Source organism: Streptococcus dentasini (genome assembly GCF_053206945.1).
In genome coordinates this window covers 138,940-162,949 of sequence record NZ_JBRUHS010000002.1, presented here as the reverse complement: position 1 = coordinate 162,949, position 24,010 = coordinate 138,940, and the positions used below count along the sequence as shown (strand labels likewise).

Sequence of the window (24,010 nt, the reverse complement as noted above, 5' to 3'; positions counted from 1 at the left end):
CTTTTATTAGTAAGAAAAAATGTAATATAAAGAGCTAAGCTCAAGTTATATGAACTAGTTAGTTACTAATTAGAAAGAAGTGATACTATGACAGAATTTGATAGCAAGGGCTACCTTGCTAAAGTCGATGCTTGGTGGCGGGCGGCCAACTATATTTCCGTAGCTCAGATGTATCTGAAAGATAATCCTTTACTTCGCCGTGAGGTAAGCAAAGAGGATGTCAAGGTCCATCCTATTGGCCACTGGGGCACTATTGCTGGACAAAATTTTATCTATGCCCATCTCAATCGTGTTATCAATAAGTATGATTTGGACATGTTTTACATTGAAGGTCCCGGTCACGGCGGCCAGGTCATGGTGTCTAACTCTTATATTGATGGTTCTTACACCGAGCGCTACCCCAACATCACTCAGGATGAAGCCGGTCTCAAAGAGCTTTGCAAAATCTTTTCCTTCCCTGGAGGAATTGCCTCTCACGCAGCGCCCGAAACACCGGGATCGATCCATGAAGGTGGGGAATTAGGCTATGCTCTGTCGCATGCGACAGGAGCTATTCTAGATAATCCTGATGTCATTGCGGCGACCGTCATTGGAGATGGCGAGGCCGAAACAGGCCCGCTCAATGCTGGCTGGTTCTCCAATACCTTTATCAACCCAGTCAACGATGGTGCTGTCCTGCCTATTCTTTACCTCAATGGCGGTAAAATTCATAACCCAACCATTCTTGCCCGTAAGACAGATGAAGAATTAACTCATCTTTTCCAAGGATATGGCTGGAAACCTTATTTTGTTGAAGGAAATAATCCTGAAGTCATTCATAGTCAAATGGCGGAAACTTTGGATAAGGTTATTGAGAAAATCAAGGCTATTCAAACTCAGGCCCGCCAGAAACCAGCCGAGAAAGCCCAACAAGTCCAATGGCCTGTTCTTATTGTCCGGATACCGAAAGGTTGGACCGGTCCTAAAGAATGGAATGGCGAACCGATTGAAGGCGGGTTCCGAGCCCATCAGGTTCCTATTCCTGTTGAAGCTGGACACATGGAAAATATTGATGTCCTGATAGATTGGCTCAAGTCCTATCGCCCAGAAGAACTTTTTGATGAAAAGGGTTATGTCAAAGAAGAAATCCGTGTGATTTCACCCAAGGGCAATCGTCGCATGTCTATGAACCCTATCACCAATGCGGGGGTTGTCAAAAAACTTGATTTGGCAGATTGGCGCAAGCATGCCATTGACACCTCAAAACCTGGCAGTATCATGAAGCAAGACATGATTGAATTTGGTAAGTATGCTGCTGATTTAGTCAAGGCCAATCCTGACAATTTCCGTATCTTCGGGCCAGACGAAACCAAGTCCAACCGCTTAAATAATGTCTTTATAGCGACTAATCGCCAGTGGTTGGCCCCTCGTGACAAATTCTATGATGAATGGATTTCACCTGTAGGCCGGGTTATTGATTCCCAGCTCTCTGAGCATCAAGCAGAAGGTTTCTTAGAAGGTTATGTTTTGGCCGGCCGCCATGGTTTCTTTGCTTCTTATGAATCCTTCCTGCGAGTGGTTGATTCTATGATCACCCAGCACTTCAAATGGCTGCGAAAATCCAAGACTCATACGGATTGGCGTAAAAATTATCCATCTCTCAACTTGATTGCCACATCGACCGTCTTCCAACAAGACCATAATGGCTATACCCACCAAGATCCGGGACTGCTGACACATCTGGCTGAGAAAACGCCTGAATACGTTCGTGAATACCTACCAGCCGATTCTAACTCCCTCTTTGCAGTCATGGAATACGCCTTAGCCGATGAAGACAAGGTCAATGTGATTGTCACTTCAAAGCACCCGCGTCCACAGTTTTACTCTGTTGCGGAAGCGCAAGAGTTAGTCAAGGAAGGTTACAAGGTCATTGACTGGGCTTCTAATGACCACGACGGAGAACCTGACATTGTCTTTGCAGCTGCAGGTACTGAACCTAATCTAGAGGTATTAGCAGGAATTTCGCTTCTCCACAAGGCTTTTCCAGAAGTGAAAATTCGCTTTATCAATGTTGTAGATATCTTAAAACTCCGCTCACCTGAGGTTGATCCGCGTGGCTTGTCTGATGAAGCCTTTAACAAACTCTTCACTACAGATAAGCCGATCGTCTTTGCTTATCACGGTTATGAAGGCCAAATTCGCGATCTCTTCTTTAACCGCGACAATCACAAGGTCTACATCCATGGTTACCGTGAAAACGGGGACATTACAACGCCATTTGATATGCGAGTCATGTCTGAAATGGATCGCTTCCATATCGCTAAAGAGGCAGCCCAAGCTGTCCTTGGTGATAAAGCCCAAGGTTTTGCCCAAGAGATGGCAGACAAACTAGCCTATCACACCGCCTATATTCGTGAACATGGTGATGATATCCCAGAAGTTCAAAACTGGCAGTGGGAAACTATTGACTAATATTAGCAGAAGCAGGATTGAAAGATGATCCTGCTTTTTTTAGTACGGGTATGATACTAGTAATTAAAAATCAGAAAAAACCTAGAAATTCTGCTACAATAACTATAAGTAATTCTTAAAATAGGAGAGTATTGTGCCAGATTTTAAATTAGTTGCAACAGATATGGATGGGACCTTTTTGCGGGACGATCGAGGATTTGATAAAGAGCGTCTGCACCGCCTGTTACCAAAATTTAGAGAACAAAATATTCTTTTTACTGTAGCCAGTGGACGTGCCATGTTGGCCTTAGAAAAGGTTTTTGAAGGATTTGAAAAGGACATCGCCTTTGTAGCTGAAAATGGCTCCTTTGTTCAGTATCAAGATGAGATTCTATTCGAAGCTCAGATGGATAAGGATTTCTATCTTGCTATTATTCAACTGATTGAAAAACTCCCTGACCTAAGTGGCTTTCTTTTATCGGGCCGCAAGGGGGCTTATACGTCTGAGAAAGCGCCTAATAGATATGTTACCTTTGCCAAATACTATTATGAAAATGTTCAACGTGTGTCGGATTTCTCTGCTCTTGATGATGATATTTTCAAAATTACAGTCAATTTTACAGAAAAAACAATCCATGAGCGTGAAGCTTGGCTCAATGAAACTTTGCACGGCGCAACTGCTATGACAACAGGTTTCCAGTCTCTGGATATCGTTCTTTCTAATGTTGATAAGTCAACAGGTCTGAGGGCGATGTGCCAGCAGTTAGGCTTACAGGCAGAGCAGGTTTTGGCTTTTGGTGACAATATGAATGATTACCAAATGATGGCATATGCTGGAACAGCCATTGCTCCAGCGAATGCCCGTCAGGAAATCAAAGCCATCTCCAATACTATTATTGGTCACTGCAATGATGAATCGGTTATTGCTTATATGGAAGGATTAGTCAAATAAATGTCGGATATTAAACTATTAGCTTTGGACTTGGATGGTACCCTATTCAACAGCAAGAAGGAAATCAGCTCTGAAAATCGCAGAGCCTTAAGAGAAGCACATCTGCAAGGGATAAAGGTTGTGATTACTACGGGTCGCCCTCTCCCTGCCATTGGTAATCTCCTAGAAGAACTAGGGCTAATTAATTCAGATGATTATAGTATCACCTTCAACGGCGGGCTAGTTCAGCGTAATACAGGTGATATTTTAGCTAAGCATGAATTAGCATTTACAGATGTTGAAAAAATTCATAGCATCCTAGAGCCACTCGGTCTTCCCGTAGACATTCTCAGTGACGGCCTTGTTTACAGCATCCCCAGCCAAGGGCATAAATCTCAGTACCACAAAGCTAATCCCCTCTTAACCTTTGTGGAAATTTCAGGCTTGTCTGCCTTGCCTAGAGACATCGTTTATAATAAAATAGTGACCGTGTGTGATAGCGATTATCTGGATCAGCAAATTGCCAAGTTACCAGTATCACTCTCTCACAGCTATGAAGTTTTCAAATCGCGAGATATCATCCTCGAAATTATGCCCAAGGGTGTTCATAAAGCGGTAGGCCTGCAGCTACTCTGCGATTTTCTCAATTTAGATCGCAGGCAAGTCATGGCTGTTGGTGATGAAGAAAACGACTTATCTATGTTAGCTTGGGCAGGCTTAGGTGTTGCTATGGCTAACGGTATTTCTAAAGTTAAGGAGACAGCTAATGTCGTCACAAGAAGAACAAATGAAGAATCTGGTGTAGCAGAAGCCATTGACCAGTATATTTTAAAGAAATAAGGAGATATTTATGGGATTATTTGATCGACTATTTGGCAGAAAAAAAGACAGGCAAGAGGATAGTTATGCCTCGACGGAAGTGTCTGAATCCTTAGAGCAAGTGGGAACAGCTTCTTCTCAAGCACCCCTGTATTCTTCTGAGGCCAAAGAGACAACAACCAGGTCCGACAGCTCACAGTTCTCTGAGGTTGGAGAAAAGCTTCAAGTGGAAGATGAGTCTGCTTTAACCCAACTTCCCCAGGATGAAAGCCAAAATGTGGATCCAAACTGGGTTGAGGATGTTTTGAGTTCCGAAAACTTTATGGCAGACTACAATGCCTTGAAATCTTCACTAGCTCAAGACAACGAGCTGTTGTCTGAAAATACCGCTGCCACCTCCGAAGCTTTGGCAGAGCTAGAAGATCAAGGCAGTGAAGATGGGGGTAAAGATGAGAGATTTAGTACTCTGTCGAATCAGGAAGAGACGAACCCCCTTGATCTTCAGCCTTCCCTTGAAGAAGATGAAGCTGTCTCGCCGGTGGCCGATAGTAATAGAGTGAGCGATCAGCTAGCGGATAACATTGATTTTCAGGAAACAGTAGTTGATCCACATCAAGCAGGAGAATCTACCCAAGATGCCGCTCAGGTCTCTGAGGAAGTTACTTCTCCCCCCAATCAATCAGTACCTTCTCCCTCATCAATTAGTCAGGAAAGTGAGCAAGAAAAGTACAATCGCAGCCTCAAGAAAACACGAACTGGCTTTGGTGCTCGTCTCAATGCTTTCTTTGCGAACTTTCGCCGCGTTGACGAGGATTTCTTTGAGGACTTAGAGGAACTCCTGATTCTTTCAGATGTAGGAGTACAGGTAGCAACCAACTTGACCGAGGAGTTGCGTTATGAAGTGAAGTTGGAAAACGCGAAAAAGTCAGAAGATGTCCGTCGTGTCGTCATTGAAAAATTAGTTGATATTTATGAAAAAGATGGGCAATTCAATGAAGCCATCAACTTTCAGGAAGATCTAACGGTTATGCTCTTTGTTGGTGTCAATGGGGTTGGTAAAACCACTTCTATCGGCAAACTAGCCTATAAATATAAACAAGAGGGCAAAAAGGTTATGCTAGTCGCAGCTGACACTTTTCGTGCAGGTGCTGTCGCTCAGTTAGTTGAATGGGGGCGTCGTGTTGATGTTCCCGTTATCACTGGTCCCGAAAAAGCTGACCCAGCCAGTGTTGTCTTTGATGGGGTACAGAAGGCTGTCATGGAAAGAGCTGATATCCTAATGATTGATACCGCTGGCCGCTTACAAAACAAGGATAATCTCATGGCTGAGTTAGAAAAAATTGGCCGTATTATTAAGCGTGTTATTCCTGAGGCACCGCATGAGACCCTTCTAGCTCTTGATGCTTCAACAGGACAGAATGCCCTTAGCCAAGCCAAGGAATTCTCAAAAATTACCCCTCTAACTGGTTTGGTTCTAACGAAAATTGACGGTACAGCTAAGGGAGGTGTTGTCCTAGCTATTCGTGAAGAGCTAGATATTCCAGTTAAATTTATTGGATTTGGTGAGAAGATTGATGACATTGGGGAGTTCCACTCAGAAGAATTCATGCAGGGACTTCTAGAAGGCTTACTTTAATAAGATGATACGAAAAAAACGACTGCTTTTATTATATTAAACTCAGTCGTTTTTTTCTCGGTCTTGTCATCTGGCTCTAACTGGCGCAGTGCTACGTACGCTGACCTTAATTTCAGAAGATGTCACAGCAAAATTCCGCATTCTTATCTTTCGGTATCAGGCCAGTGATAAGTATAAAAAAAGTCTGCCTTTAAAGCAGACCTTTTTTACTGCCTCATTGGAGAAGCGAGACAGTAAAGAAGTAGTAGTTAGGATGTAATATTTATTATTAGTTTAGATTACTCTTAAAGGTCAAATTAGGAAAGAATGATTACATTGGAAAAAAATAAAAGTAACCTAGTCTATAATTTATAAATGTTACACCTACTAATAGTATAGCGAAATACTAAAATATGACGATAGGAAAATCCTAAAATGTTATTTTTTACTCTTGAAATGTTATTTTATGATATTTTAATACTAAAATATCATAGGATACCGGCTTCTTCAAAAAACACGGTAGACATAAGGATTTTCTGGCTTAGAAACTTCTTTACAGTCCTCAATGTTTAGAATTGGCAGACTTTGCTGGAGGGTCTGATTATACTCGATACGGATTGTTCCTTTGGCCTCAACCCAAGTGTTGTTGGCAAAGTGTTGGGAACTACCAGTTGTTGAAAGGCCATAAACACCAGAGTCAGCAATACAATGAATAATACCAAAGCGAAAAAGGAACTGATAATCTTTTTGGTTTTGATCATTGTAAATAAAACCAGTATAGCGAACACTTTTACCGACAAATTTATCAGGATAAAGATAAATCAGTTCCATGACTTCCATATAATTCTCAGTTGTAATCGTAATTTCATCTGTTTTCAGATAAGGCTGTATTTCTTTTTGCATCTCAGCCTCGTAAGCTGAGGATGTAAAATAGGCTGACGTATCAGGTTTCAGATATTGGACAGTAGTACCGTCTGCACTAGTTCCTCTAGACGAGCCAGCCGCCAGAGGGAAGCTATATCCCTTAGCTGATACGGTCGTTGAATTGAGAGTTACAGTCGGCACCAACAGACCGACAGCAACGGGGAAGACTAGTATAACAGGACTGGTTAACTTGGCCCAGTACCCCTTCAAATGACTGTGCAGTCTCATATTTTTCATCCAAATGACCAACTGCACAATGGCTAGGATAAAAGAGAGTACCATAGAGAGATAGGCCAAATAGGAGTAGTGAACATTGATATACTGATTGAGCTTGCCGGAGAGTTGCAAATACATGGTTAACTCAAAATAACCGGCTAAGATTAAAAAGCGAATCATTTATATCACCCCCACAAATAAGCAATACAGAATAATCACAATGCTGGATACGCCGATAAATTGTCCGATAAATCTGGTCTTGAAAGATTTGACCATCATCATAAGATTTTTAATGTCTACCATAGGTCCAATGAGTAAAAAGGCTAAGACAGGTTCGACTCCAAAGGTTGACAGGAGACTGGCGCCAATAAAAGCATCCGCTTCGCTGCACAGAGATAGAATAAAAGCCATCAACATCATAACGAGAATAGCTAGAAGCGGTGTGCTGCCTACGGTATGCAACAATCGGGTTGGGATGTAAATCTGCATGCTGGAAGCGACCAAGCTGCCAAAGATGAGGTAGCGGCCAGTGTCAAAAAACTCGTCAACAGCATGTGCTAAAGCCCGAAAAATTTTCTGTCCGAATCCTAACTGACTAAAGTCCTCCTGCTCATGACCAACAAAGTTATCCTTCAAAATTTTATCATCAACAAAAAAACCAAGCAAGATTCCCAGACTGACCGCCACGATGACTGCTCCTAACAGGCGTAAACTTAAGATATAAAAAGAGTTTCCAAAAGCTGAATAGGTAGCAAAGAGGACGATGGGATTAATAATGGGAGCCGTTGTCAGAAAAGGAACGGCTGTATAGCTGGGAACCTTCTTTTCCAAGAAACGGGTGATGATAGGGACAATTCCGCACTCACAGGATGGGAAAATGAAACCAATGAAAGTCCCAAAAAGAATTTTCAAAAATTTCTGTTTTGGGAGATACTTATTAACCCGCTCCGGTGTCAGGTAGACTTCAATAAAACCTGACAAAATGGATCCTAAAAGGACAAAAGGCAGTGCCTCAATGATAATGGACAAAAAGATGGCCAACCATTGAAGGACACTGTCTGGTAAGTTCTGAAAAATAGCCATAAGATTTACTTCTTATCCGCCTGTTTATCTTGCTTTTGCTTGGATTTAGGGTCATCGCCGCCTTCAAAATCAGGGAAGGATGCGAAGTCCCCTAGCATTTTTTCGAGCTCATCTGTTTTTTTATATTGAATAGCCATAACTTACCTCCATATTCTTAGACTCCATTATACTATAAAATACCTGTGAAAGTCTGTTTAAAATCACATAGCCGCTTTGCACTAAAATCACGACAACTTATAGGGATTTATGCCACTGTTGTAAGTAAGCAGTCTCTATCATTATTCACTAAGGGCTTTAAAGAAAAACCTAAATCAAAACTATAACGCAAAATTTTTCTATGATATAATAGACGGTAATCAAATAAGTAAGGTATGAGTGAGTTATGAATCAAAAAGAATGGATAGAGCTTTTTCAGTCAGTCAATGGCCGAAAACCAACTAAGGACGAACTTGTAGCGGCCGCCAAGGCAGGAGTCATAGCTAATGGTAAGAATCAGCAGCCTGCTAAAGATGCAGCCGCTAAGGGGCAAAAGAAGGGTGCAGTTTTTTCTAGACCGCCAGTAGACGAGCCTGCTTGGCAGTCTGAACAACATCAGCAATCGCAGACGGCGAGCCGCAAGGAAGTTTCTGCTAAAGCGAAGAAAAGTACCAAAACTACACAGGCTGGTCAAGGTCAGATGAAGTCTCCTTCTGCTAGCAAACAGCAGGAGGCCTACCAAGGGGAATCATCTTCGCTTAACCAGCAGACCTCTAGCCATCGGCAGTCCCCTCAAAATCCTAAGCAGACGGTTCCCAATGCTTCACAGCAGGCAGCAGCTAATCCATCTGGACAACCCATTCGCAGGGCGAGCTTTGGCGGTGTGCACAGGGCTCCGAATACAGCCGCTCAGCCTACACAACCTGTAAATGCTTCATCTGTTCAGGCAGCGACCGCACAAGATCAGCAGCCCTTTAGGCAGCAAGGGCAATCTGTCAGTCAAGCTCAGAAAAAGGCCAAGTGGCCTAAAGTTCTCGCAGCTCTTGTGGCCTTGATTTTTCTAGGTTTGGCTGGTTTAGGCAGTTATGCTTGGTGGCGCAATGATTCCGGTAATATCCAAGGAACCTGGCAGCTGACTAAGTGGGATTATTATAATAAGGAAGAGGGCAGCTGGATGAATGTTCTCAAGCAGTATGAGGATAGTGACTATACCTATGTTGATTTTATCACTGTTGATGCCGATAAAAGCTTTCAGGAAGATTCTTACTATTATGACAATGACTATCCATCGCGCCCCTATCTTTCGCTGGGCAGTTACCTAGATAACGCTTACCGAGTGAATCAGTGGGATAAGAAGGTCGAAATCCCATCCTCAGCCAAGGCCTATCGTCAAAAAGTTTCCAATATACTGAAGACTGAATTGAAGGGCTACTATGATTATTTAGATACTGCTAATGTCAATGATGATATTGATAGTATAACAGATACTTATGATTACACTCGTCACTATAAGAAAAAAGACAATACTCTCACCATTACGACTCAGGATAAGAACGGCCGGACTATCTCTAAGGCAGTCTATAGGCGGTTAAGCAGCAGTAAGGCAAAAAAATTAACCAAGACCTTTCAAAATATTCGCCAAAAATTTGAGAAAAACTACCATATAAAATAAGGAACAGCTAATAATTTTAAGAAAGATAGATGAATCAGCGAGAATAGATCAATCTTTTTACGGTAGTCAAGAACCCTAAGTCCACTCAGGAGCAATTAGCCAAGCTAAAAAATTGGAGCTATTATAATTGAATTAAAAGCTCAGTCTGGTAATTAGATACAGCTAGAAATCCTTTAGCTGAATAAAGTTTTGCTGCTGTCGCTTGTAAATGCTGTGTATACAGTGATTGTAAAACTAATACTCTTTAAGTAGTGTGCAGAAAAGAAAGGCGCCAAGCTGATAATTTCCCGGAAATTCTCTAGCTTAGCGCTTCTTTTTTCAAGCTTACTTTTGTGGTATAATAAACTGTTGCGAAGTCAAATGATTTCGGGATTCTGATTAAATAGGCCTTGCCGAGGCCAGCTGAGTAATGGTTTCTATGCCCCCTCAGCGATTGAAAGGAAGTCACATGTCTGATAAAACATTTTATATAACCACCCCTATTTACTATCCATCAGGGAAATTGCATATCGGCTCAGCCTATACGACTATTGCCTGTGATGTTTTGGCTCGTTACAAACGCATGATGAACTACGATGTCTTCTATTTGACTGGTCTTGATGAGCACGGCCAAAAGATTCAGCAAAAGGCCAAAGAAGCTGGCATCACGCCTCAGGCATATGTAGATGGCATGGCAGTAGGGGTCAAGGAACTCTGGAAACTCCTTGATATCTCTTACGACAAGTTTATCCGCACGACTGATGATTATCATGAAAAGGTTGTGGCTGATGTTTTTGAAAAATTGCTGGCACAGGACGATATTTACTTGGGTGAGTATTCTGGCTGGTACTCTGTCTCTGACGAGGAGTTTTTCACGGAAAGCCAATTGGAAGAAGTCTTCCATGATGAAGATGGTGAGGTCATTGGAGGAATTGCACCGTCAGGGCACGAGGTAGAATGGGTGTCAGAAGAATCTTATTTCTTGCGTTTGAGCAAATATGCAGATCGCTTGGTAGACTTTTTCCATGCCCATCCTGATTTTATCCAGCCGGACGGCCGCATGAATGAAATCATCAAAAACTTCATCGAACCTGGTTTGGAAGATTTGGCTGTATCACGCACTTCCTTTACATGGGGGGTTAAAGTACCATCGAATCCTAAACACGTTGTTTATGTCTGGATTGATGCTTTGCTTAACTATGCGACAGCCCTTGGTTACGGTCAGGAAGAACACGCTAACTTTGATAAATTTTGGAATGGTACCGTTTTTCACATGGTTGGAAAAGACATCTTGCGCTTCCACTCTATCTACTGGCCAATCATGCTCATGATGCTGGATATGAAATTGCCTGAGCGTCTCATTGCTCACGGCTGGTTTGTCATGAAAGATGGTAAGATGTCTAAATCTAAGGGCAATGTCGTTTATCCAGAAATGCTGGTAGAACGCTATGGACTTGATCCGCTTCGCTATTATCTCATGCGTTCATTGCCAGTTGGTTCTGACGGTACTTTCACGCCAGAAGACTATGTTGGCCGTATCAACTATGAACTTGCTAATGACCTTGGAAATCTGCTTAACCGTACGGTGGCCATGATTAACAAGTATTTCGGTGGTGAAATTCCTGCTTACGTGGAAAATGTGACAGCCTTTGATGCTGATTTGGCAGCAGTTGTCGCTGAAAACTTGGCAGAGTACCACAAGCAAATGAATGCTGTGGATTATCCGCGTGCGCTTGAAGCGGTTTGGAATATTATTTCTCGCACCAATAAGTATATCGACGAAACGACTCCTTGGGTATTGGCTAAAGATGATGCCAAACGTGATGAATTAGCGGCAGTTATGGCCCACTTGGCAGCCAGCCTGCGCGTGGTAGCTCATCTCATTCAACCGTTTATGATGACCACCTCAGACGCTATTATGGAGCAGCTCGGTTTGGCTGGCCAATTTGACCTAGAGCACCTTGAACTTGCAGGATTGCCAGCAGGTGTCAAGGTGGTAACCAAAGGCACACCCATCTTCCCACGTCTGGATATGGACGAGGAAATCGCCTATATCAAAGAGCAAATGGGTGATAGCTCTGCCGTTTCTCAAGAAGAAAGCGAGTGGGATCCCAGCAAAGTTGAACTGAAAAACGAAAAGAAAGCAGTTAAATTTGAAGATTTTGACAAAGTTGAAATCCGCGTAGCTGAGGTCAAGGAAGTATCAAAAGTGGAAGGCTCTGACAAGCTCCTCAAGTTCCGCTTGGATGCTGGTGATGGGGAGAACCGTCAAATTCTCTCTGGTATCGCTAAATACTATCCAAATGAACAAGAACTGCTTGGAAAGAAAGTCCAAATCGTTGCCAACCTCAAGCCGCGTAAGATGATGGGCTTGGTTAGCCAAGGCATGATTCTCTCTGCCGAACACGATGATAAGCTGACTCTTTTGACAGTTGATGAATCAGTACCCAACGGCTCAATAATTGGATGATAAAAAGCTTCGGTTACCTAGAGTAAGTAGCCGAAGTTTTTATGCAATTTTAGCTACATTAAAAATCATTTATTTACCTAACCGATAGTGAAAGTTTCCTCCTTAAAATAAAATTACCAAGAACTCTAAAGAAGAGAGACAGGCAAGGATGACGAAGTTAACATAGGAGTTTATTCTGACCTCTCTCAAAAGATGAACGGGGCTCCTAAAGAAAACTTATCCTTCTCTTAAAGCTATACCGTTTGTGTTATAATAAGTGTACTTCGAATATTAATAATCTTTTAGGAGAAAACAATGAAAAAGAAAATGGTATTAGCTATACTTTTAGGTGCTGTTTTGTTACTAATGGCTGGCTGTGGTATTAAAAGGGCGGATTTCAAAGGTAAATGGCATACCCAAAATGAAGCCGGAGAAAAAAGTGTCATGGTCGTTAAGAATAGGACAATAAGTATAGCCGGCACTACCGTTGATTATAAATACACTGGCCGCGGAAACAATAATGGCAGCCGCTATATTACCTTTGAATCTGAAGGGAGGTCTTTTACAGTCTTTTTTCCTGAAAAAGACAACAAGACTGCAATTTTACTGCATACCGATGGCAAGGAAGAATTAAAGGGTGATGTCTACCTTGTGATGAGTAAATCTGAAAGACCAGATTACGATCAGTATATTCAAAAGTATATGACACTGGCAGAGGACAAATGAGCCCCATTTGCCCTGCCCGATGGCTGATAATCGGCAAACGGTGACGGACTAGACAATCATGAGGTGACACCACTAGTGAGAGCCTTATGACTGAAAATTTTAGCCCCAGTCTCTCTTTACTATATAACAGGGGACAAAGTTTTCGGTCAATATCATTGAGACTTGAGAAGCCCTATCATATACTTGTATTTTGAGAGTAACTTTAGCCTAAACACAAGAGAGGTAAAAAGATGGCAGAAAGACCAGATTTTAGTCCAGAATTATCAAGAGAGCAATTTCAATCATACTACTGGTATAAGGCAGAACTAGAGACGATTTGCCGCCGCTACCACCTGCCGTCCTATGGGACTAAGTCGGAGTTGACTGACTATCTTGGCCGTTTTCTTGATGGTCAATCTCCTGAAGATATTAAAGCAGTGCGGCAACCACCAACATCAAAGACAAGTTTAAGGGCTGATCAAATCACATTGGGCACCAAGCTTTTAGGCAGCGGTTTTAGATTGAATAATCAAGCTCGCCAGTTTTTTGCCACTTACTTTGGCCTTGAAAAATTTTCCTTTAAAAAGGCTATGGCCGTCAAAATGAGAGACGTTCAGGCGAGTCACGATAGGGAAGCCACCGTAGCGGATTTAATCGCTGTTTTGGAAAATCCCACTTCCCTTTCATCTGGACAGCCAGAGGAAAAAACATATCAGTGGAATCAGTTTGTCAGGGATTTTAGAAGGGATCCGAAATCTAAGAAATACCAATCTCCCCTGACTGTAGCTGCTATTTTGTGGCGTCTCGTGCGAGATTCTCAGTGCGAGAAAGTATATACACCTCAGTTGTTGTTAGAAAATGAGTTTAGGCTTGTCCCTTATTTGAAATCGAAAAAAAGCAACTAAACTAGGTTTTCTATGTTGACACTGTCTTTCTTAGCTTAGTAAATCGTTAGCTTTACTATTTTCCAACACTACAATTATTCATGTTCATGATAATCATTCTATATTGGAGGAAGCAGATGAAATTAGCACTGTTAGGAACTGGTATGATTGTTAAAGAAGTTTTGCCAGTCTTACAAACACTTAAAGGAATTGACCTAGTATCAATTCTGTCAACACCGCGCTCCATCGCGAAAGCAGAAGCACTAACCCAAGCCTATGGTTTGTCGCAAGCAACTAGTAATTATCAAGAAATTCTGAATAACCCTGATGTTGATACCATCTATATCGGTACGCCCAACCATACCCATTATGATTATGCCAAAGAAGCACTCTTAGCTGGGAAGCATGTTATTTGTGAGAAACCCTTTACAATGAAAGCTTCAGAATTGGTCGATTTATCGGCCATTGCTCAGAAGTACCATCTCTTTTTACTAGAAGCTATCACCAACCAATATTTGGATAATTTTAGCATTATCAAAAGTAACCTAGAGCAGCTGGGTGAGATTAAAATAGTTGAATGCAATTATTCTCAATACTCATCACGTTATGATGCTTTCAAGCGCGGGGAGATTGCGCCTGCCTTTAATCCCGAAATGGGCGGCGGAGCGCTGCGCGATTTGAATATCTATAATCTCCACCTTTTAGTTGGCCTCTTTGGTAAACCTAAGACAGTCCACTACCTGCCAAATATTGAGCGAGGAGTAGATACTTCTGGTATGCTGGCTCTTGATTTTGATCAATTTAAGGCAGTCAGCATCGGAGCCAAGGATTGTACAGCAGATATTCGAACGACTATTCAAGGAACCAAGGGGAATATAAGCCTGATCGGTCCTACCAACAGCATGCCCAAAGTGCTCCTAACCCTCAACGGTCAAGAACCGCAAGACATCACACAGACTGATCCCCACCACCGGATGTATCAAGAATTCCTAGCTTTTGAAAAGATGATCCGCAATCGTGATTTTGTCGCAGCTCACCGTGCTCTTAAACATAGTCAAGCAGTGATGGATGTTTTGGATCAGGCCGCAGCATTTATGTAAACAGGAACCCTCTTAAAGGGAAGCAGCTGCTTAGAAATAAGATAGCTATTTGGGAAGAGGTTGAGACAAAAGGTCTCAGCCTTATTTATTTGCAATTCTATGAACTTTGTTCATCTTATCCCCAACCTCCAAAGGTCCCCCGGACCTTTTGTGATGAACTTGCTGTTCATCTCATTTCCAACCTCAAAAGGTCTCCCAGACCTTTTGAGCTATGCGGAGGTGGGTTAAAAAGGTCTACTAGACCTTTTTAATTGAGAAATAAATCTTGTAAAGCAAGTGTCAAAATGCTCCAGTGGAGTTTGGCAGTCTGGGGATAGACTACCAAATCCTGCCGCCTAAAAATAGGAAAGTGGCAGAGGCCTGAGCCTTAAAATAAGAGAGCGAGGAAAATCAAAATCGTCATTTTACCACGATTACTGATTGAGCCCCACTCTCTTCTTTTTGCTAGCCTCTCTAGCTGGGGCAAACTAGGAAATTAGCCGAAAATATGATAGACTAGTAGCGATTAAATGAAACTGTATGAATAAGAGTACAAAAAGCCGAAAAGCTCTGTCTTATTGAAAGGAAGAAAATCATGACAAACTATGCAATAATTCTGGCAGCAGGTAAAGGAACTCGTATGAAATCGGACCTGCCTAAGGTACTTCACAAGGTTGCTGGAATTACCATGTTAGAGCATGTCTTTAGAAGTGTCTCTGCAATTTCACCAGCTAAGAATGTAACGGTTATCGGTCACAAAGCAGATATGGTGGAGGAAGTCTTAAAAGATAAGTCTCAGTTTGCTCTCCAGACCGAGCAGCTTGGAACAGGACACGCAGTCATGATGGCTCAGGCTGAATTATCGAATTTGGAAGGTCAAACCTTAGTAATTGCAGGGGATACCCCTTTGATTACTGGAGAAAGTCTCCAAGAGTTGATTGATTTTCACGTTAATCATAAGAATGTGGCTACGATCCTAACTGCAACGGCAGACAACCCCTTTGGCTACGGCCGTATTATCCGTAATCAAAATGGGGAAGTCACCAAGATTGTCGAGCAAAAGGATGCCACTGAATTTGAGCAGCAGGTCAAGGAGATTAATACAGGTACCTATGTATTTGACAATAAGCGTCTTTTTGAAGCGCTCAAAAGTATTAATACTGATAATGCTCAAGGAGAGTACTACCTTACGGATGTTATTTCCGTTTTTCGCCAGAGCGGTGAAAAGGTAGGTGCCTTTACTCTGCGCGATTTTGATGAAAGTTTAGGCGTTAATGACCGTGTTGCTCTGGCTACAGCTGAGAACATTATGCGGCGTCGAATCAATCATCAGCATATGGTCAATGGAGTGACCTTTCAAGATCCAGAGACTACCTATGTTGAAGTTGATGTCGAAATTGCCCCAGAGGTGACTGTTGAAGCTAACATCACCCTCAAAGGTCAGACGAAAATTGGTAGTCGAGCTGTCCTTACAAATGGTACCTACATCGTGGATTCACAGATTGGTCCTGATGCCATTATCACCAACTCTATGATTGAGCAGTCCACTGTTGAGTCTGGTGTTACCGTCGGTCCTTATGCCCATCTGCGCCCCGACTCTTGCCTTAAAGAGGGAGCTCATGTTGGTAATTTTGTTGAAGTTAAGGCATCGACCTTGGGTAAAGAAGTTAAGGCGGGGCACCTGACCTATATTGGCAACGCAGAGGTGGGCAGCGAAGTTAATTTTGGAGCTGGTACTATCATTGCCAACTACGATGGTCAAAGTAAGTATCAAACGATCATCGGTAATAATGTTTTTATCGGCAGCAATTCAACCTTGATTGCCCCTGTCGAATTAGGTGATAATGCTCTGAGCGCAGCAGGTTCTGTCATTTATGAAGATGTACCAGCTGACAGTGTTGCCATTGCCCGTAGTCATCAAGTCAATAAAGAAGGTTACGCAGTCAAAAAACCGCATCACCCATCGCAGAAACAAGGGTAGACTGGCAGAAAGAAGGCAGTGTATGGAATTTGAAGAGAGAACTCTTAGCCGCGAAACAATTTTTGAAGGACAGATTATTACAGTAGCCAAAGATCAGGTGCTGCTGCCAGATGGGCAAACAGCCGGTCGTGAATTGGTCTTTCATAATGGAGCGGTTGCAGTCTTGGCTGTGACGCCGGAGGACAAAATTATCATTGTTAAGCAGTACCGCAAGGCTATTGAGCAGGTATCTTATGAAATCCCTGCCGGCAAGTTAGAAGTTGGCGAAGCTGGTCAGGAAGCAGCGGCAGCCCTTCGGGAATTAGAAGAAGAAACGGGTTATACTGGTCGGTTAGAACTCCTCTACCAATTTTATTCAGCCATTGGTTTTTGCAATGAACATATTAAACTCTACTTGGCTAAAGACCTGCAGATTGTTGAAAATCCGCGGGCACAGGATGACGATGAATTTCTTGAACTCTTGGAGCTGAACTATGAGGAGTGTATGGATCTAGTAAAGTCTGGCCATATTCAGGATGCTAAAACAATCATCGCTCTTCAGTACTTTGCCCTGCATAAAGAAAGTAATAACTAGAAAGGAATCTGCTTATGGGACGGCCCTTGTTAACAGATGAAATGATTAAGCGTGCCAATCGTGGTGAAAGCCTTGATGATGAGTATGTTGATGGTCAAGATACTCAAGTTTTCACAGATTTGGGAGATGGTTATATTGAAGAATGGGATGATGATTCTCGCTATACTACCTATAAAAGCCGCCGTATTGAAAATGCTAAGCGCGGCGCCTTCCAGTCGAAGTTAAACAAGATTTTGCTTATTGTTCTTATTCTTTTAGCTATCCTTGTTTACGCCATTTTTAAACTCTGAGGAATATCATGAAAATTGGAATTATTGCTGCTATGGAGCAGGAGCTAGAGCTTCTGGTGGAGAAACTTAAACATAAAGAGCAAGAAAAGGTCTTATCGAGTACCTACTATACTGGTAGTCTCGGTCAGCATGATGTTGTTTTAGTCCAGTCAGGTGTGGGTAAGGTGATGTCAGCTATGGCTGTTGCTATTTTAGCAGATCACTTCGCCGTTGATGCGGTTATTAATACTGGTTCGGCTGGTGCGGTAGCAACAGGACTTAATATCGGTGATGTTGTTGTTGCTGATCGTTTGGCCTATCACGATGTAGACCTGACCGCCTTCGGTTACGACTACGGTCAGATGTCTCAGCAGCCTCTTTACTTTGAGAGCGATGCAGAGTTTGTTGCAACCTTCGAGCAGGTCTTAAGGCATCACCACCGGAGTAGTCAGGTGGGGCTAATTACAACCAGTGATAGCTTTATTGCTGGACAAGATAAGATTGAGGCAATTAAATCTCAATTTCCTGATACCTTGGCGGTAGAGATGGAAGGGGCAGCGGTGGCCCAAGCAGCTCACGCTGCGGGCAAGCCCTTCATTGTTATCCGCGCGATGAGTGATACAGCAGCCCACGATGCCAATATCACCTTTGATGAGTTTATTGTTCAAGCAGGCCAAGACTCAGCAGCCGTATTGCTCGATTTCTTAAAGGTGCTCGATTAATTCTTCAGAAAATGCTTTTTAGAATATACCGGCAGATATAACTGCAGAAAAGAAGCTTTCTTTTTCGGGTCCCTGTACTAGCTGTAATGGCTGACGAAAAAACTAACAGTTTGAGAGGATCTTTTGATCTTCTTTTATTTTTATTCTTTGAAAATCAAAATGGTAGACTGTTGATTTCATTTTACCGTATTTCAGGACACAAGCAGAACTTATATTGTTTCCACTCTCAATACCCCCAGATAATTTAAGCTATCTGCCGCTTTTACCTAGATTGATTTTGATTTTTTTGGGTATTATAACTATCCATGACAAGAAATTAAGATTATATAACAAAAAATTGAAAATCAGCACATTTTCGGATTTTTTATGATATAATACCTTCTGAATAACTCTGCCTAAATGAGGTTAGGGTCATTAGATAAGTAAATAAGAACGGAAAGTTAGAGAGGTCGAGTGAATGGCTAGAAATGGCTTTTTTACAGGTTTGGATATAGGAACAAGCTCGATTAAAGTATTGGTTGCCGAATGGGTTGACGGCCAGATGAATGTCATCGGTGTCAGTAATGTACCAAGTTCGGGTGTGAAAGACGGGATTATTGTTGATATTGAAGCCGCTGCTAATGCTATCAAAGAAGGTATTGAGCAGGCAGAGGAAAAAGCAGGAATCAGCATTGACAAGGTTAATGTCGGCTTACCGGCAAACCTACTACAAATTGAGCCTACCCAAGGTATGATTCCAGTTATTACTGAATCAAAAGAGATTAAAGATGAAGATATAGAGCGTGTAGTGCAGTCAGCCCTGACTAAGAGCATTACACCGGAACGTGAGGTTATTTCGCTGGTTCCGGAAGAATTTATCGTCGATGGCTTCCAAGGAATTCGTGATCCGCGTGGCATGATGGGAATCCGCTTAGAGATGCGCGGCTTGATTTACACAGGTCCAAGCACCATTTTGCACAATCTTCGCACAACAGTTGAACGTGCTGGTGTTTCTGTGGAAACGATTATTATTACCCCGCTGTCTTTAGCCAAGTCTGTCCTAAATGAAGGGGAACGTGAGTTCGGTGCTACAGTGATTGACATGGGGGGGGGGCAAACGACGGTTGCCTCTATGAGAGCACAAGAGCTACAGTACACCAATATTTATCCAGAGGGCGGAGATTTTGTCACTAAGGATATTTCTAAGGTACTGCAAACCTCTATTCAAACAGCTGAAGCTCTCAAGTTTAATTTTGGGACTGCTAACCTAGCCGAAGCTAGTAATAAAGAAACAGCTCAAGTTGAGTGTGTTGGCAGTGATGAGCCGGTTGAAGTGACTGAGCGCTATCTAGCCGAGATTATCACAGCACGTGTTCGCCATATTTTTGACCGTGTAAAACAAGATTTAGAACGTGGGCGACTGCTTGACCTACCAGGCGGTATCGTTTTGGTTGGTGGTGCAGCGATGTTACCAGGTGTCGTTGAGCTGGCTCAAGAAATGTTTGGTACCCAAGTTAAGTTGCATATTCCAAATCAAGTTGGAATTCGCAACCCTATGTTTGCCAATGTCATCAGTTTGGTAGAATATGTTGGTATTATGAGCGAAGTTGACATTATTGCTCAAGGTGCAGTGCTTGGTGAAGAAATGCTGAGACGTAAACCAGTTGTTCCTGTGACGCCCAATGTAGCGCCTCAAACGGTTCAGCCCCAGCCAACACCCGCTGCCCAGCCGCAACAGCCACAGGCCCCTGCAGGTAATTTCGCAGTTCCTGATCCAGTTCAAGAACAGTCTGCACCGCAGCAGGAGAGCAAGCCAAAGCCTAAAATGGCTGACCGCGTTCGCGGTATCTTTGGCAGCATGTTTGATTAATTTTAAGTGAGGAAGTAAAATGGCATTTTCATTCGATGCTGCATCTGTTCAAGGTGCAGTCATTAAAGTTATAGGTGTCGGTGGTGGCGGTGGAAACGCCATTAACCGTATGATTGAAGAGGGTGTTGCAGGTGTTGAATTTATCGCCGCCAACACTGATATTCAGGCTTTGAGTTCATCAAAAGCAGAAACTGTTATTCAGCTTGGTCCTAAATTAACTCGTGGTCTCGGTGCTGGAGGACAGCCAGAAGTTGGTCGCAAGGCTGCTGAAGAAAGTGAAGAAGTGCTTAACGATGCCCTGCAAGGGGCTGATATGGTCTTCATTACTGCTGGAATGGGCGGTGGTTCTGGTACAGGTGCTGCACCGGTCATTGCCCGTATTGCTAAGGGAATCGGTGCGCTAACCGTAGCCGTTGTTACCCGCCCCTTTGGATTTGAAGGAAATAAACGTGGTAATTTTGCTATCGAGGGTATCAATGAACTGCGTGAGCAAGTTGACACTCTCTTAATTATCTCCAATAATAATCTGCTTGAAATCGTTGATAAAAAGACGCCCCTGCTGGAAGCGCTCAGTGAAGCAGATAATGTGCTTCGTCAAGGGGTTCAAGGGATCACAGATTTGATCACTAGTCCTGGTTTGATTAATCTTGACTTTGCTGATGTTAAGACTGTTATGGCAAACAAAGGTAACGCTTTGATGGGGATCGGTATTGGGTCCGGTGAAGAGCGGATTATTGAAGCCTCTCGCAAGGCCATCTACTCACCATTACTGGAAACAACTATCGATGGAGCAGAAGATGTCATTGTCAACGTTACCGGTGGTTTGGACATGACCTTGACCGAAGCAGAAGAGGCTTCTGAAATTGTTAGTCAAGCAGCCGGTCAGGGTGTTAATATCTGGCTTGGTACGGCTATCGATGAAAGCATGAAGGATGAAATTCGTGTGACAGTCGTTGCTACTGGTGTCCGTCCGGATAAGGTTGAAAAAGTGTCAGGCGTATCGCAGCAGCGAGTTTTCCGCCAAGGCAGCGCTAATCCGGCAGAACCAAGTAGCCCGAGCGGTGGTTTTGAACGCCGCCCATCGAATTTTGAGTTCGATATGGCTGAGCGTCGTGAAATGCCTCAGGCGGCACCGCGTCAGCCCCAGCCTAACCACCAAAGCTCAGCCTTTGGTGACTGGGATCTGCGTCGTGACAACATCAGTCGCCCGACAGAAAATGAACTGGATAGTCAGCTTGATGTTTCTTCATTCTCAGCATCTGATGTTGATACTGGTGATGATGAACTTGAAACACCACCATTCTTCAAAAATCGTTAAGCAATGATGGATTTGCAAGCAAACAAGAATGCGGTTTACGAGCAAGTAGCACAAGCTTGTCATGATGCACAGCGTTCTGCCAGTGATGTGTCAATCCTTGCTGTGACTAAGTATGTCGACATTGAGACCGCTGGACGCTTAGTGGAACTTGGAGTTAACCACATTGCTGAGAATCGGGTTGACAAATTTCTTGATAAATATCAGAGTCTAAAGGGCAAAGATGTCACTTGGCATCTGATTGGTACCTTGCAAAGGCGCAAGGTTAGAGACGTCATTAATTTGGTCGACTATTTTCATGCCTTAGACTCAGTGAAACTTGCCGCAGAGATTCAAAAGCGTGCGGAGCATCCCATCAAGTGTTTCTTACAAGTGAATGTATCGGGTGAGCCCAGTAAACATGGCTTTAATCCGGATGAAGTGCAAGAAACTGTCGAACAGCTAGCTGAGTTTGACAGGATTGAGCTTGTTGGCTTGATGACCATGGCACCCATTGATGCTAGTCCAGAAGAATTAGATAGTATATTTAGACAGACAAATGAGTTGAGACAAGTTCTCAAGGAGAGAAAGATAAAGAATATGCCTTTCGATGATTTGAGCATGGGGATGAGCAGGGACTTCCCAATCGCTATCCGCAACGGTTCAACATTTGTCCGAATCGGAACATCATTCTTTAAAGAATAGGAGAGAATATGGCTATAAAAGACAGATTAGATAAACTCGTTTCCTACTTTGATACGGATGATGCTAGCGAAGTAGAAGAAACTCAAGAGGAGGCGCCGCAGGGGCCTCGCCCGGTGCGTTCACCTCAGCAGCAATCACCACGTCCGCAACAGTCAGCGGCCCAGCCTCAGCAAACTCGACCGCAGCGTGAACGCCCAGTTCAGTCGCAACCGCGTTCGCAGGCTCAAGCGCAAACTCGACCAGCACAGGAGGATAATGTTAGAACGATGTCACGCCCTGCTGATGTATCCATTCCAGCTGCAGGTGGAACTACAATTGCTTTGAAATTCCCTAGAAAATATGAGGATGCTCAAGAAATTGTGGATTTACTTATCAAGCACGAATGTGTCTTAATTGATTTCCAATATATGTTAGAAGCACAAGCCCGCCGCTGTTTGGACTTTATTGACGGTGCAAGCCGTGTCCTTTACGGTAGTTTGCAAAAAGTTGGTTCATCCATGTATCTACTGACTCCTAAAGATGTTGTTGTAGATACCGAGGAGATGAATCTTGCTAATGCTAGTCAAGAGGTCTCTTTTGACTATGATATGAAACGTCGTTAACAATGATTTTTATTATTATAGTTTGTCATCGCTTGATTGAGTTCCTAAGTCTCGTCTTGGTTATTTACGCCCTACTATCGTGGTTTCCAGGGGCGCGAGAGTCACAACTAGGGCGGATTTTAGATAGTTTTGTTGAACCGATTCTGAGACCTTTTCGGCGCTTACCACTACAGTTCGCCGGTCTTGATTTTACAATTGTAGTTGTACTCTTTCTCTTGCAGCTACTGGATCGGCTTATAGCACAACTAATACTCTTCGTGTAATGGCAGAAAGTGATATTTACCAGCATTTTCGCAAGGAAGAAAGAACTTTTATTGATAAGATATTCGACTTGGCCAAAAGGGTTGAGGATACCTACGTTTTTCAAGTGACGGATTTTCTTGACCCTAGGCAAGTTCAGATCGCTCGCAGTGTTTTGGGGCAGATAGGTATAGCTTACTTTGTATCTAGTGATGTATATCCGACTGAGTATGCTAAGATTATCTTAGCACCCGATTATTATCGGTTGGATTTAAAAGACTTCAATCTAGCGCTCTTAGAGATAAGTTACAATACCAAGTTTAACTATCTGACTCATTCTCAAATTATGGGAAGTTTTATCCATAAACTAGGTATTCAAAGGACTGTTTTTGGTGATATTATCTTAGCTGATGGCCGCGCTCAAATTATTGTTAACCATTCTATGCTTGGTTACTTTATGATGGTCGAAAAAATTGGCAAAGCGGCAGTAACCATTAAGGAAGTGGATTTTTCACAATTATTGAACAGGGAGCATAAGGCCAAAGAACTTGATATCTTAGTATCCAGTATGAGGCTTGATAAGGTGCTTGCGTCAGTCTTTAAAATATCTCGTGCTCAAGCTACTAAGCTCATCGAGCAAGAGAAGGTTAAGTTAAATTATGGTGTTATAACAAGACCAGCAGAATTGTTGGAATTGGGAGATTTGGTCAGTGTACGAGGCTTTGGCCGCTTTAAGCTAGACCGTGATAATGGCTTGTCCAAGAATCAAAAGTATAAGCTGTCTATCAAAAAATACGCCAATAAATAAGGGGATTAGCTTACTTCGACTTCCTGACCCCTGACAAAGGGAGGCGAAAAAGCTAGAAAATAGAAAAGGATAGAAGGCGGTACTTGCAAGTTTGCCCAGAGCTCGCTTGTTTGGGAGATAAGCCTGCTTGGCTTAGTTTGGCCGTCGAGTTTTATAGGATGACAGCTTATATTTTTATGTAGGCAAAAATTAAAAATAAATAAG

General features: G+C 42.8%; 22 protein-coding genes and 1 pseudogene. 20 read left to right on the top strand and 3 right to left on the bottom strand.

The window, feature by feature from the left end:
• Nucleotides 1-87 precede the first annotated feature (87 nt).
• From ACVR1G_RS02235 to ACVR1G_RS02215, 5 genes and pseudogenes are all read left to right on the top strand, one after another.
• Nucleotides 88-2,451: a phosphoketolase family protein gene (locus tag ACVR1G_RS02235; RefSeq protein ID WP_447451592.1), complete on the top strand. Its 2,364-nt coding sequence runs from the start codon at nucleotides 88-90 to the stop codon at nucleotides 2,449-2,451.
• Nucleotides 2,452-2,584: 133 nt separating this feature from the next.
• Nucleotides 2,585-3,382, top strand: a complete 798-nt coding sequence (locus ACVR1G_RS02230; protein ID WP_447451591.1) for a Cof-type HAD-IIB family hydrolase — start codon at nucleotides 2,585-2,587, stop codon at nucleotides 3,380-3,382.
• Nucleotides 3,383-4,201 carry a Cof-type HAD-IIB family hydrolase gene (locus ACVR1G_RS02225; RefSeq protein ID WP_447451590.1) on the top strand — a complete coding sequence of 273 codons (819 nt, stop codon included), beginning with the start codon at nucleotides 3,383-3,385 and terminating at the stop codon, nucleotides 4,199-4,201.
• Nucleotides 4,202-4,469: 268 nt separating this feature from the next.
• Nucleotides 4,470-5,816 (top strand): annotated as a pseudogene (ftsY, locus tag ACVR1G_RS02220) (signal recognition particle-docking protein FtsY); the annotation flags it as partial.
• A gap of 88 nt (nucleotides 5,817-5,904) precedes the next feature.
• Nucleotides 5,905-6,075, top strand: a complete 171-nt coding sequence (locus ACVR1G_RS02215; RefSeq protein WP_447451589.1) for a hypothetical protein — start codon at nucleotides 5,905-5,907, stop codon at nucleotides 6,073-6,075.
• A gap of 227 nt (nucleotides 6,076-6,302) precedes the next feature.
• Here ACVR1G_RS02215 and ACVR1G_RS02210 read toward each other — a convergent pair whose 3' ends face one another.
• The 3 genes from ACVR1G_RS02210 to ACVR1G_RS02200 are packed head-to-tail and all read right to left on the bottom strand — an operon-like array spanning nucleotide 6,303 to nucleotide 8,155.
• Nucleotides 6,303-7,115: a TIGR03943 family putative permease subunit gene (locus tag ACVR1G_RS02210; RefSeq protein WP_447451588.1), complete on the bottom strand. Its 813-nt coding sequence runs from the start codon at nucleotides 7,113-7,115 to the stop codon at nucleotides 6,303-6,305.
• Nucleotides 7,116-8,018 carry a permease gene (locus ACVR1G_RS02205; protein WP_447451587.1) on the bottom strand — a complete coding sequence of 301 codons (903 nt, stop codon included), beginning with the start codon at nucleotides 8,016-8,018 and terminating at the stop codon, nucleotides 7,116-7,118. It lies immediately after the preceding gene.
• A 5-nt stretch (nucleotides 8,019-8,023) separates the two neighbouring features.
• On the bottom strand, nucleotides 8,024-8,155 hold the full coding sequence (locus ACVR1G_RS02200) for an SPJ_0845 family protein (RefSeq protein ID WP_447451586.1): 132 nt from the start codon (nucleotides 8,153-8,155) through the stop codon (nucleotides 8,024-8,026).
• Nucleotides 8,156-8,400: 245 nt separating this feature from the next.
• On the opposite strand from ACVR1G_RS02200, the gene ACVR1G_RS02195 reads away from it, so the two are divergent.
• The 15 genes from ACVR1G_RS02195 to ACVR1G_RS02125 all read left to right on the top strand — a co-directional run bounded on the left by ACVR1G_RS02195 (nucleotide 8,401) and on the right by ACVR1G_RS02125 (nucleotide 23,806).
• On the top strand, nucleotides 8,401-9,666 hold the full coding sequence (locus ACVR1G_RS02195; RefSeq protein ID WP_447451585.1) for a hypothetical protein: 1,266 nt from the start codon (nucleotides 8,401-8,403) through the stop codon (nucleotides 9,664-9,666).
• 448 nt (nucleotides 9,667-10,114) lie between these two features.
• Entirely contained in the window at nucleotides 10,115-12,115 is a 2,001-nt protein-coding gene (gene metG, locus ACVR1G_RS02190; RefSeq protein WP_447451584.1) for a methionine--tRNA ligase, read from the top strand.
• 294 nt (nucleotides 12,116-12,409) lie between these two features.
• On the top strand, nucleotides 12,410-12,820 hold the full coding sequence (locus ACVR1G_RS02185) for a hypothetical protein (protein ID WP_447451583.1): 411 nt from the start codon (nucleotides 12,410-12,412) through the stop codon (nucleotides 12,818-12,820).
• A gap of 230 nt (nucleotides 12,821-13,050) precedes the next feature.
• Nucleotides 13,051-13,704: an SAP domain-containing protein gene (locus tag ACVR1G_RS02180; protein WP_447451582.1), complete on the top strand. Its 654-nt coding sequence runs from the start codon at nucleotides 13,051-13,053 to the stop codon at nucleotides 13,702-13,704.
• A gap of 116 nt (nucleotides 13,705-13,820) precedes the next feature.
• Complete coding sequence (locus ACVR1G_RS02175) at nucleotides 13,821-14,783, top strand: Gfo/Idh/MocA family protein (protein ID WP_447451581.1); 963 nt, start codon at nucleotides 13,821-13,823, stop codon at nucleotides 14,781-14,783.
• A gap of 574 nt (nucleotides 14,784-15,357) precedes the next feature.
• A complete protein-coding gene (gene glmU, locus ACVR1G_RS02170) occupies nucleotides 15,358-16,743 on the top strand; it encodes a bifunctional UDP-N-acetylglucosamine diphosphorylase/glucosamine-1-phosphate N-acetyltransferase GlmU (protein WP_447451580.1) in 1,386 nt (461 codons plus the stop codon).
• A 22-nt stretch (nucleotides 16,744-16,765) separates the two neighbouring features.
• Nucleotides 16,766-17,317, top strand: a complete 552-nt coding sequence (locus ACVR1G_RS02165) for an NUDIX domain-containing protein (protein WP_447451579.1) — start codon at nucleotides 16,766-16,768, stop codon at nucleotides 17,315-17,317.
• 14 nt (nucleotides 17,318-17,331) lie between these two features.
• The gene (gene macP, locus ACVR1G_RS02160; RefSeq protein ID WP_447451578.1) at nucleotides 17,332-17,607 is read left to right on the top strand and encodes a cell wall synthase accessory phosphoprotein MacP; all 276 of its coding nucleotides are present in this window, start codon (nucleotides 17,332-17,334) and stop codon (nucleotides 17,605-17,607) included.
• A gap of 8 nt (nucleotides 17,608-17,615) precedes the next feature.
• Nucleotides 17,616-18,308, top strand: coding sequence for a 5'-methylthioadenosine/adenosylhomocysteine nucleosidase (locus ACVR1G_RS02155; RefSeq protein ID WP_447451577.1), 693 nt, complete (start codon nucleotides 17,616-17,618; stop codon nucleotides 18,306-18,308).
• A gap of 457 nt (nucleotides 18,309-18,765) precedes the next feature.
• Entirely contained in the window at nucleotides 18,766-20,157 is a 1,392-nt protein-coding gene (gene ftsA, locus ACVR1G_RS02150; RefSeq protein ID WP_447451576.1) for a cell division protein FtsA, read from the top strand.
• A gap of 19 nt (nucleotides 20,158-20,176) precedes the next feature.
• Nucleotides 20,177-21,475, top strand: coding sequence for a cell division protein FtsZ (gene ftsZ / locus ACVR1G_RS02145; protein WP_447451575.1), 1,299 nt, complete (start codon nucleotides 20,177-20,179; stop codon nucleotides 21,473-21,475).
• A gap of 6 nt (nucleotides 21,476-21,481) precedes the next feature.
• Nucleotides 21,482-22,156 (top strand): YggS family pyridoxal phosphate-dependent enzyme, encoded by a 675-nt coding sequence (locus ACVR1G_RS02140; protein WP_447451712.1) that lies wholly within the window; start codon nucleotides 21,482-21,484, stop codon nucleotides 22,154-22,156.
• Nucleotides 22,157-22,164: 8 nt separating this feature from the next.
• Nucleotides 22,165-22,758: a cell division protein SepF gene (locus ACVR1G_RS02135; RefSeq protein WP_447451574.1), complete on the top strand. Its 594-nt coding sequence runs from the start codon at nucleotides 22,165-22,167 to the stop codon at nucleotides 22,756-22,758.
• 2 nt (nucleotides 22,759-22,760) lie between these two features.
• A complete protein-coding gene (locus tag ACVR1G_RS02130; RefSeq protein ID WP_447451573.1) occupies nucleotides 22,761-23,021 on the top strand; it encodes a YggT family protein in 261 nt (86 codons plus the stop codon).
• Complete coding sequence (locus ACVR1G_RS02125) at nucleotides 23,021-23,806, top strand: YlmH family RNA-binding protein (RefSeq protein WP_447451572.1); 786 nt, start codon at nucleotides 23,021-23,023, stop codon at nucleotides 23,804-23,806. The genes ACVR1G_RS02130 and ACVR1G_RS02125 overlap by 1 nt, the downstream gene beginning before the upstream one ends.
• The last annotated feature ends 204 nt before the right edge of the window (nucleotides 23,807-24,010 follow it).

Excerpts from the sequence above, each read along its gene's own strand:
- ftsA (WP_447451576.1), top strand. The coding sequence starts at position 18,766 with ATGGCTAGAAATGGCTTTTTTACAGGTTTGGATATAGGAACAAGCTCG.
- ACVR1G_RS02225 (WP_447451590.1), top strand. The coding sequence starts at position 3,383 with ATGTCGGATATTAAACTATTAGCTTTGGACTTGGATGGTACCCTATTC.
- ACVR1G_RS02195 (WP_447451585.1), top strand. The coding sequence starts at position 8,401 with ATGAATCAAAAAGAATGGATAGAGCTTTTTCAGTCAGTCAATGGCCGA.
- ACVR1G_RS02125 (WP_447451572.1), top strand. The coding sequence starts at position 23,021 with ATGGCAGAAAGTGATATTTACCAGCATTTTCGCAAGGAAGAAAGAACT.
- ACVR1G_RS02165 (WP_447451579.1), top strand. The coding sequence starts at position 16,766 with ATGGAATTTGAAGAGAGAACTCTTAGCCGCGAAACAATTTTTGAAGGA.
- metG (WP_447451584.1), top strand. The coding sequence starts at position 10,115 with ATGTCTGATAAAACATTTTATATAACCACCCCTATTTACTATCCATCA.
- ACVR1G_RS02135 (WP_447451574.1), top strand. The coding sequence starts at position 22,165 with ATGGCTATAAAAGACAGATTAGATAAACTCGTTTCCTACTTTGATACG.
- ftsZ (WP_447451575.1), top strand. The coding sequence starts at position 20,177 with ATGGCATTTTCATTCGATGCTGCATCTGTTCAAGGTGCAGTCATTAAA.
- ACVR1G_RS02200 (WP_447451586.1), bottom strand. The coding sequence starts at position 8,155 with ATGGCTATTCAATATAAAAAAACAGATGAGCTCGAAAAAATGCTAGGG.
- ACVR1G_RS02140 (WP_447451712.1), top strand. The coding sequence starts at position 21,482 with ATGGATTTGCAAGCAAACAAGAATGCGGTTTACGAGCAAGTAGCACAA.
- ACVR1G_RS02185 (WP_447451583.1), top strand. The coding sequence starts at position 12,410 with ATGAAAAAGAAAATGGTATTAGCTATACTTTTAGGTGCTGTTTTGTTA.
- glmU (WP_447451580.1), top strand. The coding sequence starts at position 15,358 with ATGACAAACTATGCAATAATTCTGGCAGCAGGTAAAGGAACTCGTATG.
- ACVR1G_RS02210 (WP_447451588.1), bottom strand. The coding sequence starts at position 7,115 with ATGATTCGCTTTTTAATCTTAGCCGGTTATTTTGAGTTAACCATGTAT.
- ACVR1G_RS02130 (WP_447451573.1), top strand. The coding sequence starts at position 22,761 with ATGATTTTTATTATTATAGTTTGTCATCGCTTGATTGAGTTCCTAAGT.
- ACVR1G_RS02180 (WP_447451582.1), top strand. The coding sequence starts at position 13,051 with ATGGCAGAAAGACCAGATTTTAGTCCAGAATTATCAAGAGAGCAATTT.
- ACVR1G_RS02175 (WP_447451581.1), top strand. The coding sequence starts at position 13,821 with ATGAAATTAGCACTGTTAGGAACTGGTATGATTGTTAAAGAAGTTTTG.
- ACVR1G_RS02235 (WP_447451592.1), top strand. The coding sequence starts at position 88 with ATGACAGAATTTGATAGCAAGGGCTACCTTGCTAAAGTCGATGCTTGG.
- macP (WP_447451578.1), top strand. The coding sequence starts at position 17,332 with ATGGGACGGCCCTTGTTAACAGATGAAATGATTAAGCGTGCCAATCGT.
- ACVR1G_RS02205 (WP_447451587.1), bottom strand. The coding sequence starts at position 8,018 with ATGGCTATTTTTCAGAACTTACCAGACAGTGTCCTTCAATGGTTGGCC.
- ACVR1G_RS02155 (WP_447451577.1), top strand. The coding sequence starts at position 17,616 with ATGAAAATTGGAATTATTGCTGCTATGGAGCAGGAGCTAGAGCTTCTG.